The following is a 16,305-nucleotide window of genomic DNA, read 5'->3' on the forward strand; positions in this document are numbered from 1 at the left end:
ATACATGCAGTTTGATTTGTTTGCAGACGAAAAGCTACCCTCCATTCCGGGCTTGATTTATCAGGCCGACTTTCTCACGCCGGAAGAAGAGACAGGTTTGCTGGAGATTATCGCCACGCTGCCTCTCCTGCCTGCACGGTATAAAGAGTATGAATCAAAGGTCCGTATTCTCAGCTTCGGCGGGCTTTACGATTTCAATACGCATACCGTCAAGCCCAGTCCGAGGCTTGATGCACGTCTGGTTCCGCTGCGAAACCGCGTCGCCGACTGGCTGAGGATTGAGCACGGGACGATTTCCCATCTGCTCGTCACCGAATACCTACCCGGCACGCAGCTGGGATGGCATCGCGACGTCCCGGTCTATGAAACATCACTTGTCCGGTCTCTGTGCACGGTGTATCTGATCACGGATCTTATCGACGGATGATTTAATGTCAGCAACTGCATCCGCATCCATTCCAAGGGTATCCACAATACAGCGCGTGATATTGCTGGCCTCAATTTTCAGTGTGTCCCCCTTCTCTGTCAGATGAATAAGCACTTCACGTTCATCCTTCGGATTGCGTGTCCGGGTGATCAACCCCGCACTCTCCAGCCGCTTAAGTAAAGGAGTCAGCGTGCTGGACTCAAGGAAGAGTATTCCACTCAGTTCCTTCACAGTGCGTCCATCCTGATTCCACAGAGTGATCATCACCAGGTACTGGGGATAGGTTAAACCCAGCTTATCGAGCATTGGGCGATAGAGCTGCGTAAACGCATGTCCCGCGGAATATAGCGAGAAGCAGAGCATGCCGTGCACATCCGGAAGTAAATCCCCGGTATTTATCTCTTTAGTCATATGTCCTCCAGTCCCTCTAAAATAATTTGTGTGCGATTTAATTGCAAGCGATTGACAACAACAAAAAGTAATGCCAGATTAATTCACACACAAACAAGTCGTGCACAAATCAATTGCGCAGCAACATACAATTCATAACAGGAGAAAGATATGTCCACATTCACAACGACAGACGGGACTGGCATTTTCTATAAAGACTGGGGTTCAGGTCAGCCAATCCTCTTTGCTCACGGATGGCCGTTATCGTCCGACGCCTGGGATCAGCAGATGCTTTACTTCAGCCAGAATGGCTTCAGGGTCATCGCTCATGACCGGCGCAGCCACGGGCGTTCGGACCAGACATTCCATGGCAACAATATGGATCAGTATGCTGACGATCTGGCCGAACTTATTGAAGCGCTGGATCTGAAGGACCTGATTTTAGTAGGTCATTCCACAGGGGGTGGCGAAGTTGCACATTACATCGGTCGTCATGGTACTTCCCGTGTAGCTAAAGTTGTTTTGGTTGGCGCAGTACCACCTCAGATGCTCCGGACCGATGCTAATCCCGACGGCACTCCGCTGGAGGTATTTAATGCCATTCGCGAAGGAACGGCCAAAAACCGTGCCCAGTTCTTCTTCGACCTGACCATTCCATTCTATGGCTTCAATCGCGACCATGTACCAACCAATGACGGGCTGCGAGAAAACTTTCGCAGGATCGGGTTGCAGGGAGGTATTAAAGGACAATATGACTGCATCCGTGAGTTCTCCGAGGTCGACTACACACGCGATCTGCAGCAGATTGATCGCCCTACTCTGATTATTCATGGTGACGATGACCAGATTGTGCCCATTAAGGCATCAGCACACCGCGCCGCTGAGATCGTTGCGAACGCCACACTGAAGATATATGCCGGCGGCTCACATGGTCTGGCTGAAACAGAGGCCGACCGCTTTAATGCTGACGTCCTGGGCTTTATTCGCGGCTAACGAGGTGGCCTGTTCCATACAGGCCACACCCATCATACGCATACCTTATCAACTGTGTTAAAAGGGAAACTATCATGTCTAAATTTGCTGCCTCCCTCGCTATTGCTGCCGCTCTGCTGTCTGCCAGTGCTTTCGCCGAAAACGCAAAGCCGACTGTTGTCCTGGTTCATGGTGCCTTTGCTGACTCATCAAGCTGGAATGATGTCACCCGTATCCTGCAAAAAGATGGGTATAACGTCGTCGCAGCGGCTAATCCGCTGCGCAGTGTTTCGACTGATGCGGCTTACGTCTCTTCTGTTGTGAACAATATTAAAGGACCTGTTGTACTTGTCGGGCATTCCTATGGCGGCCAGGTGATAACGAACGCAGCCCGGGAAACGAAAAATGTTAAATCACTGGTTTATGTCGCCGCATTTGCTCCTGACACGGGTGAGGCTGCCGCTGAACTGGCGGGGAAATTCCCCGGTGGCACTCTTGGCGAGGCGCTTTCCGCACCGGTTAAGCTGGCTGATGGTAACGTCGATCTATCCATTGAGCAGTCGAAGTTCCACCAGCAATTCGCTCATGACGTGTCAGCTGAAAAAGCTGCGCTGATGGCGGCAGGACAACGACCTGTGACCGAAGCAGCATTAACTGAAAAATCGGGAGCCCCCGCCTGGAAAACAGTGCCCTCTTACTTCATTTATGGTGATAGCGACAAAAATATCCCTGCCCAAAGTTTGCGTTTCATGGCTGAACGCGCGGGATCAAAGCACACCGTGGTGATTAAAGGGGCATCCCATGTCGTAATGGTTTCTCATCCTCAGGACGTAGCCACACTTATTGAGGAAGCCGCGAAATAATTCTCTTTGTCCTGTCTTTGACGCCATTCCCCGTCAGAGGCACTGTCCCGGACTTTTTTTTGCGGTGCAACCGCCAGGGTATACAGTGTCAGCTGCCTTCGAAATAAACAGAAGAGAGATCGTCCGCCTGCGGTAAAGGCGGGCGTTTTCTCTATCTTCGCGAACGAGTCCCAAGTCGGCCGGACGGGGCGCAGAATGATGCTGTACCTTTTTCTGATGATCTCCAATTCCCCCCCCTCAAAATCAATTTCGCGGAACAAGCAGATGGCGCGGTTGTTGCCATTTTTAAAAATGGATACGGTTCTCAAGCTGACAAGGCCCGACAGAAACAGATATCAGTGTCCAGACAGGCGGCTAGTTTCTGCTTATCCTATACTCAGCTAAAGAATATTGTGATGTAGATGAAAACATCAAAAACGCGCATAAGTCGTTGAGGTTCTATGAAATTCCCCGGCATACCGGAAAATGAAGAAGAAAGACTAAAGTCGCTTTATCTCGCAGACCTGCTTGATACCAGAGACGATGAGCGTTTCGATCGTCTGACCCGGCTTGCCAGGCGCATCTTTCAGGTACCTGTGGTTCTGATAAGCCTGCTGGATCGCGAACGACAATGGTTGATTGCATGCGAGGGTCTCGGTGTCCGGGAAACGCCACGTAATATCTCGTTCTGTGGGCATGCCATTTTGCAGGATGGCGCTTTTATCGTTAACGATGCATCTGTTGATGAGCGTTTTCATGATAATCCCCTGGTTACCGGTGAACCTTACATCAGATTTTACGCTGGCTATCCTGTGCATCTGCCTGACGGAAAAGTGGCCGGTACGCTTTGCCTCATTCATACCATCCCTCGCAGCTTTAACGACGAGGATATTGCTTCACTCAAGGATATGGCCTTCATTGTTGAGGATGAATTTCAGGTCATCGGCATGGCCATGACCGACAGCCTGACCGGAATAGCTAATCGGCGGGGTTTTTACCGGACAGGAGAAAAACGGTTCCGCACCCTCACTGAGCGTAATACACCGTTCAGCCTTATCTTTTTTGATCTGGATAAATTCAAACCTATCAATGATCTTTGGGGGCATGCTGAAGGCGATGAGGTTCTGAAAGTCTTCTCAGGACTGTTGTTTCAGTTCCTGAAGCCCGGCGATATTGCCGGTCGGCTGGGTGGAGACGAATTCGCCGTGCTCATTACCACCCGGAGCAGTACGGAGGATTTTTTGCATGCGCTTCGTCGGGGAGTTGACGATTACAACGAAAAATCAGGTAAACCCTATAATATCAATTACTCTTCTGGCGTTCTGTACAATGATCAGGGCCAGTATTCGTCGCTTGACGAAATGATCAAAAAAAGTGACGAAGTGATGTACTCAGTGAAGCGCAGGAAACAGCTTTAAAAGGAGTGCTTTGCGCACCTCGATTCAACCTGGATGTCCGCGCCTGCTACATAGCGGACATTTTTTCATTACCCTGCCCCGGACATCTGAACTTAGCGTTGACAAGCGCCAGTCACTGGCAATCAGCCTCACTTTACCGATGCATATCAGAGTGATAATGAGATATGCTGGTTTATCATGGAAAAATCTTACGCTGAACGCAGGATTACATCGCTAATCAAAGGGTTAAAAATGAAAAAAACAATCCCAGACTATACGCCTGTTGACTTATCTCGTTGGGCCAGGAAGGAACATTTTGCAGTATTTCAGTCTTTTGCTCAGAGCACCATTAACCAGACTGTTAATTTAGACATCACCGATCTGCTGAAACATATTAAAGACGTGGGCTGGAAGTTTTACCCTACTATCATCTCCATCATTTCTGAAGTCGTAAACAGGCATACCGAGTTTCGTATGGCCATGAAGGACGATGAGCTGGTTATATGGAAGGAAGTTTACCCAAGCTACACCATTTTCCATAATGAAACGGAGACGTTTTCATCATTATGGAGTCATTACGATGGCAATATGGAGCACTTCCAAAAAACCTATTCTGAAGACGTTACACGCTACGGTAATAACCTTTCTTACTGGCCTAAGGGCGAGTCACCGGACAATATATTTTTCGTATCGGCTATTCCCTGGGCAACGTTTACCAGTTTCAATGTCAACGTTGCAAACATGAAGAACTTTTTCGCGCCCATGTTCACCTTTGGCAAATACTACGAACAGGATGGAAAAACATTGTTGCCGCTCGCCGTTCAGGTCCACCATTCCGTTTGCGATGGTTTCCATCTGGCAAGACTGTTTAATGAAATACAAGAGATAATGAGCGACTTACCGCACCGTGCTTAAACGGGCCACTTCTGTTATCAAGCGAGGAACAGGCATCAGCGATGACGATTACGTTAATGCCCTGCCTGTTTCCTGCCTTCCTCACCACTTCCGCCCACCTGAGCCGGGCATATGGCAAAAAAACCGCGAGCAGTTTCCCACTCGCGGCGACAGGATCAGCGATGATGTATTAATCAGGCAGCTTTGACTGCTCTGATTTTTTTACTGCCACTCTCATCTGACGCTGTCTTTTCTGCTGCTGTAGCGGCATTGAGATCGGGAAGTTTGCTAGTACGCAGAATATGCTGCACGGCCTCTTTCTGCTCGGCGAGATACAGCCCCAGATTTTCAGCCTGCGTTTCATCCATCTGCATGTCACTTTGCACCAGCCAGTCGGTGAACGCTTCTGCGAGGTCGAGCAGTTTGTCGTGAGCGTCAGCCTCTTTCTTACTGGCAAATGTCATTTTCTCTTCACCTTTTCTTACGACAACATATTTTGTTTCAACAGCCATTATGCACCCCCTATACTGTAATTATATACAGTATAGCACTTCCTTGTTTGTGTTGCAGCCAAAAATGCGCTGGATAAACTTGCTTATGTTCAGGGGGCGAGCCCCCTTCAGTTACAATGCTTTATCGGTAAACAGCGGTACGTTACAGGATGTCGCAACGTGGTCCAGATAGTCGCTCAGGTAGTCCGGATACGGGAAGCCTTTTACAATCGTCAGCGAGTTCAGCACCGGGAAAAGATAAAAATCGGTGATGCTTATCGGGTGTCTGGCTCGGAGATAGGGCTCGATTTTAGCCAGTTCATCCACCAGCGTATCGATAAAGGCCTGACTATTGGCCATTAACGCCTCCAGATCGCCAAACGCTTTTATCTCACGCTGGGTATAGGCTTCGCGCGCGGCTGGGGTGGACAACTCTTTAAAATCCGCCCGGGTAAAACGTGGGATCGCCAGGTTAAAGACGGTGCGCGTGTTCTCTTTGCACCAGGCCTCAATCACTGGGTCGCATTCACCCTTGATGACCGGCGCACCATTAAGCTCATCGACATAATGGACGATATCCATGCTTTCCGGCATGTAAACGCCCTCTTCTTTTTGCAGGATCGGCACGACCTTTCTGCCCACCATACGGGTTGGCGTGTCGACATCCCCTTCCATTATCACGCCCAGCTCGAAGGGCACCTTTTTAAGACCAAAGATCATTCTCGCGCGGATACAGAACGGGCAATGCTCATACACATAGAGTTTCATAGCGTTCTCTTTCTCTAAACAGATGGATGATGGGATGAATTACCTGACAGGATCGGGCAAATCGGGTCAAGGTTTCCAGCCTAATTTTTTACGCTGGCCGGGCTTTGTTCACGATCCACATTCCGGCCAGCATCGACAACACAAACAGCACTCCCTTCCCTGCGCCCGCCCCCAGCAAGACCAGCGCCGGTCCGGGACAAATACCTGCCAGCCCCCAACCCAGGCCGAACAGGATGGCGCCCACCAGCAGCGCGCGGTCTACGGTGTTATTCTCCGGCAGTCGAATCGGCGCCCCGCAAAACGACATTTGTCTGCCTTTAGCTAACCTGAAGCCGACTATCCCCACCGCAATCGCCCCAAGCATCACGAAGGCAAGAGAGGGATCCCAGGGCTGAGAGAGATTCAGAAAGCCAAGCACCTTATCGGGATTTGCCATCCCGCTTATCAGCAAACCCACGCCAAAAATCAGGCCACACAGAAACGCGGCAATGACCATTAACATATCTTCTCCTTAACCGAGCCAGAAACCGGTCAGCGTTGCGGTAACAATACCGACCGCCATAAAGGTCAGCGTGGCCGCCAGGGAGCGTCTGGAAAAACGCGACAGCCCGCAGACGCCATGCCCACTGGTACACCCGGATCCCAGACGCGTCCCGGCGCCCACCAGCAGGCCCGCCACGACAATCAGCGGCCACGAGGTATGAACCGTTATCTCAGGTAAGGGAAAGAAAAGGCTGAACAGCAGAGGTGAACCGATAAGACCGACTAAAAAGGCTATCCGCCACCCCTCTTTACGGGTCTGTTTCGTCAGCATCCCCGCCACAATGCCGCTGATCCCGGCGATTCGCCCGCAGAAGTGAATCAGCAGTATGGCGGCAAGCCCGATTAATACCCCGCCCGCGAGGCTACTCAGTGGCGTGAAGTGAGAGAAATCAACGCTCATGATCGACACCTTTCTGTGGGCAATAGAGGTCATATAAGGTGTTAAGCAGCGTGAAGATCCGCGGATCCTCAATCCGGTAGAAAATCTGTTTACCTGTACGTCGGGTCTCCACCAGCTTTAAACGCCGCAAGACCCCCAGCTGCTGGGACAGCGTAGGCTGACGGATCCCCACCGCCTCTTCAAGCTGCGCAACGTTCGCTTCCCCCTGACTTAACTGACACATCAACAGGAGTCTGTCCGCATTAGACAAACCGCGCAAAAGCTCCGCAGCCCCCAGTGCCGCCTGTTTCATTGCATCCTGAATATCGCTATTCGTAGTCACGATATGCATCCATCAATATACATATTTATATAATGTATTTTAGTATATTGTTTGCCGGGACGCATAGCAAAAAAAACCGGCAGGTGGCAGCCGGTAGTTTTTCTTCCCCAGGTGGCCTGACCTTATAATTTCAGCTCAGGCGCCAGCGCTTTTTTATCCGACATACAGGTTTGCCACGCTCTACCCGGTTCGCCGTTATCCAGCACCGACGAGGTACGATATTCTACGGTGCGGGTACGCTGATCGGGCCCCACATAGTCGATGGTCGTCCAGCGGGTGTCGGCGTCTTTGCCCTCGGCAGTGAGTTCGATAGTCTGGTTTTTCACAATCTCGGCGCACTCTTTCGCCGCGGCCTCGACTTTACGAAACTTCTTCTCTTCGGGCGAAGTGCCCTCACTGGGCATGGACATACAGCCGGTGAAGAGTAAACAGGCAAGGGATATAAGGCTGATTTTTTGCAGCATCACGTAGTCCTTAGTAATGAACAGGTTACTGCAAAAGCGTAGCTTATACGGCTACGCTCTTCCTGCGATTAGCATTTTCGCGTCACGCTTTCACAACCGACACGCCCTGCCCGACCACCGCCTCAACCCAGCGACTGTCGGTATCCGGTTCAACCACCACGGTATTGATAAGCGAAAGCTCGCCAATCAGGAAGGGTGAAGCGGTATTAATCTTCTCCGGCGACGCCAGCACCACCGTTTCGGCGGCCCTGCCGGAAAATGCGCGTTTGATACAGGCTTCTTCATAATCACCGGTGGTTAACCCCGCTTCCGGATGAATACCGGTTACCCCCATGAAAAAGAGATCCGCATGGATACGTTCGATTCCCTCAATCGCGGCGGCTCCCACCGTGACGATAGAGTGGCGGAACAAACGCCCGCCAATCAGGATCACCTCAACCCGGGGATGGTCCACCAGCGCCAACGCAATACCGGGACTGTGGGTGACCGCCGTAAAGGAGAGATCCGCCGGCAAGCAGCGAACCAGCTCGGTCGTGGTCGTCCCGCCATCAATGATCACCACCTGTCCCGGGGAGATAAGCTCAACGCCCTTCTGCGCCACCCGCTTTTTGGCGTCGATGCCAAGGTGGCTGCGCTCGGCAAAGCTGGATACCGCTTTTGATGCTGGCAGCGCGCCGCCATGCACCCGCTGTAAACGCCCCTCGGCTGCCAGCTCGCGCAGATCCCGGCGAATGGTATCTTCCGACACCTGAAATTCGATGCTGAGGGTTTTAGAGAGCACCTCTCCTTCGGTATTCAGTTTTTCAAGGATCAGCTGTTTGCGTTGACGGGTGAGCATGAGGGATTCCTGAGGTTGCATGTTTGATCTTGATATTGCACGAATGTGCAGATTATGATGGTCACTCTACCTATACAGGAGGCATCGTGCAATCTACTCGTGCAGAAGTACGCATTCTCAACAGCAAAACGCTGTCAGATGACTGGTACACACTCAAAAAATATACCTTCGATTTGCGTCGTCGCAACGGGGAGTGGCAGCGTCAGAACCGCGAAGCCTACGATCGGGGAAATGGTGCAACCATCCTGCTCTATAACCGCGAGAAAAAAACGGTGATCCTCACCCGCCAGTTTCGCTTTCCGGTCTATATAAACGGTCACGACGGTTATCTGATCGAAACTGCCGCAGGCCTGCTTGATAACATGGCCCCGGAAAAGCGCATTAAAGCCGAAGTGGAAGAAGAGACCGGCTACCAGATTGACCAGGTGGAGAAGGTGTTCGAAGCCTTTATGAGCCCCGGGCTCCGTCACCGAGAAGCTCTACTTCTACATCGCGGAATATCACGCAGGGGATCGCACCGGCGCAGGAGGCGGTATCGAGGCCGAAGGTGAAGATATCGAAGTGCTGGAATGGCCCATTGAACAGGCCCTCAGGGCTATTGATGACGGCACTATCGTCGACGGCAAAACCATCATGCTGCTCTATCACGTTGCCCTGAAGAAGATCGTCTAACATCCGCGCACCGACAGAAAGGGATTTCTGTCATGTCTGAAACCTCATCATCTACACTTCAGAAAAGAGCAAACTGGAGATGCCCGCATGACCGACTGGAACCCTGGCCTGTATCTGCAATATGGCGCGGAACGCACCCGCCCCGCCTTAGAGTTGCTGTCCCGGATTGCGCTGGATAACGTTACCGATGTGGTGGATCTCGGCTGCGGACCGGGCAACAGCACGGCGCTGTTGCAGCAGCGCTGGCCCACGGCGCAGATAACCGGCGTCGATACCTCGCCCGCCATGCTCACAGAAGCCAGAGCCGCCCTGCCAGGGTGTCGGTTTATTGAGGCGGATATTCGCCACTACCGTCCCGAACGCACCCTGAACGTGGTTTACGCCAATGCTTCCTTGCAGTGGGTAGAGAATCACTATGAACTGCTGCCGCATCTGGTCTCAATGCTGAAACTGCACGGCGTACTGGCTATCCAGATGCCGGATAACGACCTGGAGCCCACCCACGTGCTGATGCGTGAGGTGGCGTTTGAACAGGATTATCCGGATCGCGGCCGGGCAGCGCTCCCCGGCGTCCATGCCTATTACGATATCCTGACCGAAGCGGGCTGCGAGGTGGATATCTGGCGTACGACCTATTATCACCAGATGGCCTCCCACCAGGCGATCGTCGACTGGGTAAGCGCCACTGGCCTGCGTCCGTGGCTTCAGGATCTCAATGAGAGTGAGCAGCAGCGCTATCTGCATCGCTATCATCAGCTGCTGGAGGAGCAGTATCCACTCCAGGAAAACGGGCAGATACTGCTGGCCTTTCCGCGACTGTTTATCATCGCCCGACGCACACCGTAGCTACGCTTTTGCCTCTTTCAGCAGCTGCTGGATCACCTGCTCCTGTTTGTCAGTATTCCCTTCGCCGAAAGAGGCGTAACGCAGTTGCCCTTTGGCATCGAAGAAGTAGTGCGCAGGCCAGTAGCGATTGCCAAAGGCGGTCCAGATTTTATAGTTATTGTCAGTCACCACCCGGTACGGCAGCTGCCATTTGTTAATGGCTTTTTGCACCGAGGCCAGCGGTTTCTCCCACGGATACTCCGGGGTATGGACGCCGATCACCACCAGACCCTGTGACGAATATTTGTTGGCCCAGTCGCGAACGTACGGCAGCGAGTGCTGACAGTTAATGCAGTCCCAGGTCCAGAAGTCGATCAGCACCACTTTGCCTTTTAACGACGCCGGGCTAACCGGCTCGCCATTGAGCCATCCGGTACCACCTTCCAGAGAGGGCATCGCGCTGGTGGTGACTGGCTGTGCCACCGGCTGAAGCATCGGTGGAGTCTGGCTCCCTGGCGCCAGTTGCAGCAGCGTTTTCTCCAGCCGGTCGGCCAGCCCGTTTGCCCCTTGAAAGAGGCTGTTCAGACCGAACGCCGTAAACGCGACGGACATCAGCATCATCACCCCCGCGGTTTTTCGCAGCCCCTCCATCAGGCCCGATTTGGCTTTCAGGCGGGCGATAAGCGCCTGCCCACTGAAGCCAAGCAGCGCGAGCATCACTGCACAGCCGCTGCCATACGCTGCCAGCAGGCTGCCGGTAGCAATCGGGTTATGTCCCGCGAGACTCAGGCTGAGAATAGCCCCTAACACCGGACCGGCGCAGGGCGACCACAGCAGCCCGACTGCCAGCCCGGCGAGCACCGCCGAGGCTAAGCCGCGGGTAGAGTTGCTCCGGGAATTGATCACATTGCCGAGGCGTAACGCTGGCCCGGCGATGCGCTGTGCAAAAGATGGGAAGATCAACGCCAGGGCGGCGAGACTCAGCAGTACCAGCGCCACCCAGCGTCCCACGATGGTGGCGCTGACCACCCAGTCACTGGCGACGGCGATCAGGCTGGCGACCAGGGTAAACATCATCACCATACCGCACAGCATAGCGACAAGCTGACGCCGCTGGCCGCGGAATCCGGCGAACAGCAGAGGAATAACGGGAAGCGTACAGGGGCTGAGCAGACTGACCATGCCGCCTAAAAATGCAATCACGAGAAACATAAACACCTCACTTACCAGTTGATAGTGAGGCCATTACAGCGTGGGGATGTGTTTGCGGTGTGTTGAGGAATGGGGGTTTTTGTCAGGGAGTGTACCTGGGTGGCTGGTGGATACATGCCGGTACAAATGGCGAGGAATTATGGGGCACCGTGCGGTATTGCCGGGTGGCGGCGTTGCCTTACCCGGCCTACAAAATCAAAAAATCAGCGCTGAAGAAGTTTGATATGAAGAGAAAAATTACAGCGGCTCCCTGGTCCGGCTGAAAATCGCCGAAGCGTTGACCGCAGGCCGGGGCGAGGCGCAGGGATGCGCCGAGAGGGGGCGACCTACAGGGATGTAGGATCGCCCCCGACCCGATAGCCGGAGGGAATAAGCTGAGGGAACCGCGAAGCGGCGATTTTCTTTGCCGGGAGCCGGGATTGTTAAGGGGGCGGCGATAGCCCCCTTAACACGTTCACCGGTGACATGGTTTACAGAGAGGCAGCGAACGTATAGTGAACGGAACCCCCTCAGAAGCCACATGCCCTGTCTCACCCTACCGGCAACATGATTCGAGCCGATAATCCCCTTCAGCCCGGTTCACCAACTGCAACTCCCCATTCAACTGCCCCGTAAGCTGTGCCGCTATCGCCAGCCCCAGCCCCGTCCCCCCGGTTTCACGGTTACGGGAAGACTCCACCCGGTAAAACGGCTGCAACACCGCCGCCAGCTCATGCTCCGGAATACCCGGCCCGTTATCCTCCACGACAATCTGCACCCTGCTATCACCTGTCGTCAGCGTCACCTCTGCCTTATCCCCAAACTTCAGAGCGTTATCCAGCAGATTGGTGAGGATCCGGTGCAGCGCCTGCGGACGGGTTGCAAAGGGCACGTGCGTTCTCGCCGCCGAGAACTGCACGTTTTTGCCGGTATCGCTGTAGTCACAGACCAGCGTATCAATAAAGGTATAGAGATCGACATTACGAACCGGTTCAGGCGCCACACCGGACGAGCGCGCGTAGTCTATCCCCTCGCGCACCAGGCGCGTCATGCTGTCCAGATCCTGGGTGAGCTTGTCGCGCAGATCCGGCTGGTCGGCCATCTCCACGCGCAGCCGCATACGGGTAATGGGGGTCTGGAGATCGTGGGAAATAGCAGCCAGGATCTGCGCCCTCTCCTTCAGCGACACCTGGATCCGCGCCTGCATGGCATTAAAGGCGCGCGCCGCCTGACGCACCTCCAGCGGCCCCTGTTCGGTGAGCGTCAGCGGATTGGGGCTGGCGGGTTCGAGCGTGTCCACTGCCCGGGTAAAGTGAGTAAAGGGCCGCACCACCTGGCGCACCGCCAGCCAGGCGCAGATCACCACTAATAAAAGCTGGATCACAAAGACCACCGGCAGCCAGCGGGCAATCGGGGGCATGCGGGGAGTGAGATCCAGCGTCAGCGGCGAGCCGTCGCTTAGCGTCAGGTGGGCCTGAATGTGCGAAACCGGCCCCGGCACTGCCGTGAAGCGCAGCGGATAGTGGGTCGCGAGCGTTTCCGTCAGGGTCCGGACTGCATCCCGTGAACGGGCATCCGCCGGAGGCGCCCCCGGCTCACCTGGCCCCAACAGATAACGATAGTTGCCCCTCTCAAGACGCGGGAGCCACTGCGCCCGCTCGTTTGCCGGCAGTCGATCCAGAATCGCCACGCTGGTGGAAACATCATCTTCCAGATTGCCGAGCATCACGTGCCGGGCGCTGCTCATGCGCTCGGCCAGCACCAGCGTCAGGCTCAGACCATTGGCGAGCAGCAACCCCAGCAGGACAATCAGCAGCAGGCGGTAATGGAGCGAGCGCGGCCAGAGCCTCATTCTTTGGCCTCAACAATGCTGACGGGCATCGAAAAGACATAGCCTTCACTACGTACTGTTTTTATATACAGTGGTGTGCGCGCATCCTCATTTAAGCGCTGGCGCACCCGGCTGACCAGGAGATCGTTTGAACGTTCAAACAGCTCTGCATCCCGCCCTTGGGTGAAGTTAAGCAGCTGATCGCGGGTTAATACACGCTGAGGATGATCGACAAATACCCGCAGCAGACGGTACTCCGCCCCGCTCAACGCCACGATGGTGCCGGTAGCATCCAGCAGATGACGGGCGCTGGTGTCGAGCTGCCAGTCGCCAAAGGCGATGATCCGCCCGGCTTCCGTCACCTGCAGATTGGGCGGCAGCGTGCGAAACCGGCGCAGTATCGCTTTGATCCGCGCCAGCAGCTCACGCGCCACAAAGGGTTTAACCACATAGTCGTCTGCTCCCATCTCGAGGCCCAGAATGCGATCCATATCGTCATGGCGCGCGGTCAGCATCAAAATCGGCAGATCCTTATGTTGACCACTGCGCAGCTGGCGACAGAGCGTGAGGCCATCGTCCCCCGGCATCATGATATCCAGCACCACCATATCCACGGCCTGCCTGTCGAGCACGGCGCGCATCTCCTTGCCGTTGGCCGCACCCGTGGCGCGATAGCCGGACTTCACCAGGTAATCGACGATCAGCTCGCGTATATCTCTGTCATCATCCACGACAAGAATGTGATCGGTTGTCTCCACCCTAAGCTCCTGTTTTTCAGCGATGGGCAAAAAAATAGCATAGCTGGCTTATAACTTGTCCGCATCCACCACCGCTTTGACGAAATCCTGCGGATCTTCCTGGGCCGGATTGTGGCCGATATTGCCGGTAAAGGTGCGATGCTGATACTTGCCGGTGAATTTTGCCGCATACGCCGCAGGCTCCGGATGCGGTGCGCCATTGTTATCACCTTCGATGGTGATGGTGGGCACGCTGATGGTCGGTGCGGCCGCCAGCTTCTGCTCATAGCTGTCGTAACGGCTTTCACCCCGCTCCAGCCCCAGACGCCAGCGATAGTTGCTGATGGTCACCGCCACGTGGTCCGGGTTATCGAGCGCTTTGGCGCTGACGTTGAAAGTCGCATCGCTGAATTTCCAGCCGGGGGATGCCAGGGTCCAGATCAGTTTCGCAAAGTCGTGGGTGTTGGCCGCATATCCCTTCTCACCGCGCTCGGTGGCGAAGTAAAACTGATACCACCACTGCAGTTCGGCCTTCGGCGGCAACGGTTTCGCCCCCGCCTGCTGATTACCAATCAGATACCCGCTCACCGAAACCAGCGATTTCACGCGCTCAGGCCACAGCGCCGCCACAATATCCGCCGTTCTCGCGCCCCAGTCGTAACCGGCAAAGACCGCGCGTTTGATTTTCAGGGCGTCCATCAGGTTAATCACATCTTTCGCCATAGCCGCCGGTTGGCCATTACGCGGGGTGGTAGACGACAGGAAACGCGTGGTGCCAAAACCGCGGTTGTACGGCACGATCACTCTGTAGCCTTTTGCCGCCAGCGCGGGAGCCACCTGGGCATAGCTCTGAATATCGTACGGCCAGCCGTGCAGCAGGATCACCGGTTCGCCGTTTTTCGGCCCGATATCGACATAGCCAATATTCAGATCGCCTGCGTCAATCTGGAGGATCTGCTTAAAGGCCGCATGATAGTCGCTGCCCGCCGCCTCGGCCTGACAGGCGGATACGGTGGCGAATGAGAGGGTTAAAGCCAGGGTTGAGTAAGCCAGTTTGTTCATCATGGTGATTTCTCCGGGTCAGTTATTCGACCCGCTTATCTCATCACCCTGATGTATGGCGAATGTGTGCAGATTTGGCCGTTTTGCAAGGCGGTGTATCGCGCTCGCGCGCAGATACACTGCGATACAAAAGTCGGCCTGATGACCCGGGGAAATTACGTCAGCTGGTAGTACTTGTCCGGCAGTTTGCGCGCCGGGATCTCCTGCTCGTCGTTCATCTGCAGCAAATCAATCTCCATCGCATTGCAGATGGCATCCAGCGGCAGGTCGTTATTCTCGACGCCGAACGGCTCTTCCAGCTCTTCCGCCAGGGTATCGAGCGAGATAAAGGTATAGGAAATCAATACCGAGACGAACGGCGTCATGTAATGCAGGTCGCTGACCAGCGCGAACGGCAGCATGATACAGAACAGGTAGACCGTACGGTGCAGAATCAGCGTGTAGGCGAACGGCACCGGGGTGTTGGCGATCCGCTCGCAGCCCGCCAGCACGGTGGACATATCATTCAGGCGAATATTCAGGCTGTGAAAGAGGATATCCGACAGTTCACCATTGCGGCGTCTTACTGCCAGCCACTCCCCCATAATCAGCAGGATGCGGTTCGCCGGGGAGCTGGAGTCCATCGCCGCTCGCAGGTTCTCTGCTGACAGGTATTTTGAGAGCTGGCCAGCCTGGGGCTGTTTGCGCAGGGTCATGCGCAGACAGTGAGCAAAGGCGATCTGCAGGCGGACAAACTCCCCTAACGCCGGATCCTCCGGCAGCGTGTTTTTCACTTCCCGGAACAGGGAGCGCGAGGCAATCATCAACTGCCCCCACAGCTGTCGCGCCTCAACATAGCGGGCGTAACAGGCGTTATTTCGAAAACCGAGGAAGATTGCGATGGCGACCCCAAGAATGCTGAACGGCGCGACCGTCAGCCGGATGCCCAGCGAGGTATACCAGGGCAGCATCAGGATCACCACGATGGAGAGCAAAAAATTGAGGAACAGGCGGGAAAAGATTTTGGTCAGCACGGAACCGTGCCAGACAAAAATAAGACGCAACCAGTGCTGTTGGGGTCGAACGATCATAGTCAGCTTCATCGGGAAAAAGAGCGGTGACTATTAAACGTGATCGTTATCACGGTTGCAAGTATGTTAAAAAATGCTGTCGTTTTGCTAAGCCTGTTCAGACCGCACGGTGTTTCATTTTGGGAAAAGAAGAAGGAATTAAAGTATGTTGTAACTAAAGCAAGTAACC

Annotated in this window: 19 protein-coding genes and 2 pseudogenes; 7 read left to right on the forward strand and 14 right to left on the reverse strand. The window is 54.4% G+C overall.

All coding sequences use genetic code 11. The features are described from left to right. The first annotated feature begins 4 nt into the window (after window positions 1-4). A complete protein-coding gene (locus tag DVA43_RS06465) occupies window positions 5-427 on the forward strand; it encodes a hypothetical protein (protein WP_246842279.1) in 423 nt (140 codons plus the stop codon). Here the strand turns inward: DVA43_RS06465 and DVA43_RS06470 are convergent. Further along, window positions 371-838 carry a MarR family winged helix-turn-helix transcriptional regulator gene (locus DVA43_RS06470; RefSeq protein ID WP_114314977.1) on the reverse strand — a complete coding sequence of 156 codons (468 nt, stop codon included), beginning with the start codon at window positions 836-838 and terminating at the stop codon, window positions 371-373. The two genes, DVA43_RS06465 and DVA43_RS06470, sit on opposite strands and share 57 nt — an antisense overlap. 150 nt (window positions 839-988) lie before the next feature. On the opposite strand from DVA43_RS06470, the gene DVA43_RS06475 reads away from it, so the two are divergent. After that, window positions 989-1,810 carry an alpha/beta fold hydrolase gene (locus DVA43_RS06475; protein WP_114314978.1) on the forward strand — a complete coding sequence of 274 codons (822 nt, stop codon included), beginning with the start codon at window positions 989-991 and terminating at the stop codon, window positions 1,808-1,810. A gap of 74 nt (window positions 1,811-1,884) precedes the next feature. After that, entirely contained in the window at window positions 1,885-2,652 is a 768-nt protein-coding gene (locus DVA43_RS06480) for an alpha/beta fold hydrolase (protein ID WP_114314979.1), read from the forward strand. A gap of 137 nt (window positions 2,653-2,789) precedes the next feature. Here DVA43_RS06480 and DVA43_RS24680 read toward each other — a convergent pair. Continuing rightward, window positions 2,790-2,960 (reverse strand): annotated as a pseudogene (locus tag DVA43_RS24680) (AbrB/MazE/SpoVT family DNA-binding domain-containing protein); the annotation flags it as partial. A 132-nt stretch (window positions 2,961-3,092) separates the two neighbouring features. Between DVA43_RS24680 and DVA43_RS06490 the strand changes: the two are divergent. Together DVA43_RS06490 and catA are read left to right on the forward strand one after the other, a co-directional pair. After that, window positions 3,093-4,049: a sensor domain-containing diguanylate cyclase gene (locus tag DVA43_RS06490; RefSeq protein ID WP_114314981.1), complete on the forward strand. Its 957-nt coding sequence runs from the start codon at window positions 3,093-3,095 to the stop codon at window positions 4,047-4,049. 231 nt (window positions 4,050-4,280) lie between these two features. Then, entirely contained in the window at window positions 4,281-4,943 is a 663-nt protein-coding gene (gene catA, locus DVA43_RS06495) for a type A chloramphenicol O-acetyltransferase (protein ID WP_114314982.1), read from the forward strand. 173 nt (window positions 4,944-5,116) lie between these two features. On the opposite strand, the gene DVA43_RS06500 is transcribed toward catA, so the two are convergent. The 7 genes from DVA43_RS06500 to DVA43_RS06530 all read right to left on the reverse strand — a co-directional run bounded on the left by DVA43_RS06500 (window position 5,117) and on the right by DVA43_RS06530 (window position 8,748). Next, window positions 5,117-5,434 (reverse strand): YebG family protein, encoded by a 318-nt coding sequence (locus DVA43_RS06500; RefSeq protein WP_114314983.1) that lies wholly within the window; start codon window positions 5,432-5,434, stop codon window positions 5,117-5,119. Window positions 5,435-5,545: 111 nt separating this feature from the next. Next, entirely contained in the window at window positions 5,546-6,181 is a 636-nt protein-coding gene (grxB, locus tag DVA43_RS06505) for a glutaredoxin 2 (RefSeq protein ID WP_114314984.1), read from the reverse strand. 88 nt (window positions 6,182-6,269) lie between these two features. Beyond that, complete coding sequence (locus tag DVA43_RS06510) at window positions 6,270-6,683, reverse strand: DUF6691 family protein (RefSeq protein WP_114314985.1); 414 nt, start codon at window positions 6,681-6,683, stop codon at window positions 6,270-6,272. 9 nt (window positions 6,684-6,692) lie between these two features. Further along, complete coding sequence (locus DVA43_RS06515; RefSeq protein WP_114314986.1) at window positions 6,693-7,124, reverse strand: YeeE/YedE family protein; 432 nt, start codon at window positions 7,122-7,124, stop codon at window positions 6,693-6,695. Then, a complete protein-coding gene (locus DVA43_RS06520) occupies window positions 7,114-7,416 on the reverse strand; it encodes a metalloregulator ArsR/SmtB family transcription factor (RefSeq protein ID WP_327061351.1) in 303 nt (100 codons plus the stop codon). Before DVA43_RS06520 ends, DVA43_RS06515 begins: the two co-directional genes overlap by 11 nt. A gap of 152 nt (window positions 7,417-7,568) precedes the next feature. Next, window positions 7,569-7,910, reverse strand: a complete 342-nt coding sequence (locus DVA43_RS06525) for a hypothetical protein (RefSeq protein WP_114314988.1) — start codon at window positions 7,908-7,910, stop codon at window positions 7,569-7,571. Between the two features lie 82 nt (window positions 7,911-7,992). Next, a complete protein-coding gene (locus DVA43_RS06530; protein WP_103179585.1) occupies window positions 7,993-8,748 on the reverse strand; it encodes a DeoR/GlpR family DNA-binding transcription regulator in 756 nt (251 codons plus the stop codon). A gap of 86 nt (window positions 8,749-8,834) precedes the next feature. Between DVA43_RS06530 and DVA43_RS06535 the strand changes: the two are divergent. Both DVA43_RS06535 and tam read left to right on the forward strand, forming a co-directional pair. Next, window positions 8,835-9,420, forward strand: a pseudogene (locus DVA43_RS06535) (NUDIX domain-containing protein). Between the two features lie 87 nt (window positions 9,421-9,507). Continuing rightward, on the forward strand, window positions 9,508-10,266 hold the full coding sequence (tam, locus tag DVA43_RS06540) for a trans-aconitate 2-methyltransferase (protein ID WP_114314989.1): 759 nt from the start codon (window positions 9,508-9,510) through the stop codon (window positions 10,264-10,266). Here tam and DVA43_RS06545 read toward each other — a convergent pair whose 3' ends face one another. The 5 genes from DVA43_RS06545 to DVA43_RS06570 form a co-directional block, all read right to left on the reverse strand. Further along, window positions 10,267-11,457 carry a cytochrome c biogenesis protein/redoxin gene (locus tag DVA43_RS06545; RefSeq protein WP_114317090.1) on the reverse strand — a complete coding sequence of 397 codons (1,191 nt, stop codon included), beginning with the start codon at window positions 11,455-11,457 and terminating at the stop codon, window positions 10,267-10,269. Between the two features lie 535 nt (window positions 11,458-11,992). Next, on the reverse strand, window positions 11,993-13,288 hold the full coding sequence (locus DVA43_RS06555; protein ID WP_114314990.1) for an ATP-binding protein: 1,296 nt from the start codon (window positions 13,286-13,288) through the stop codon (window positions 11,993-11,995). Continuing rightward, the gene (locus DVA43_RS06560; protein WP_114314991.1) at window positions 13,285-14,025 is read right to left on the reverse strand and encodes a response regulator; all 741 of its coding nucleotides are present in this window, start codon (window positions 14,023-14,025) and stop codon (window positions 13,285-13,287) included. Before DVA43_RS06560 ends, DVA43_RS06555 begins: the two co-directional genes overlap by 4 nt. Before the next feature lie 48 nt (window positions 14,026-14,073). Continuing rightward, entirely contained in the window at window positions 14,074-15,069 is a 996-nt protein-coding gene (locus tag DVA43_RS06565; RefSeq protein ID WP_114314992.1) for an alpha/beta fold hydrolase, read from the reverse strand. Window positions 15,070-15,221: 152 nt separating this feature from the next. Next, a complete protein-coding gene (locus DVA43_RS06570) occupies window positions 15,222-16,136 on the reverse strand; it encodes a bestrophin family protein (protein WP_103824423.1) in 915 nt (304 codons plus the stop codon). Window positions 16,137-16,305 lie beyond the last annotated feature (169 nt).

The sequence above is a fragment of the Leclercia sp. W6 genome (assembly GCF_003336345.1).
Classification (GTDB): Bacteria; Pseudomonadota; Gammaproteobacteria; order Enterobacterales; family Enterobacteriaceae; genus Enterobacter.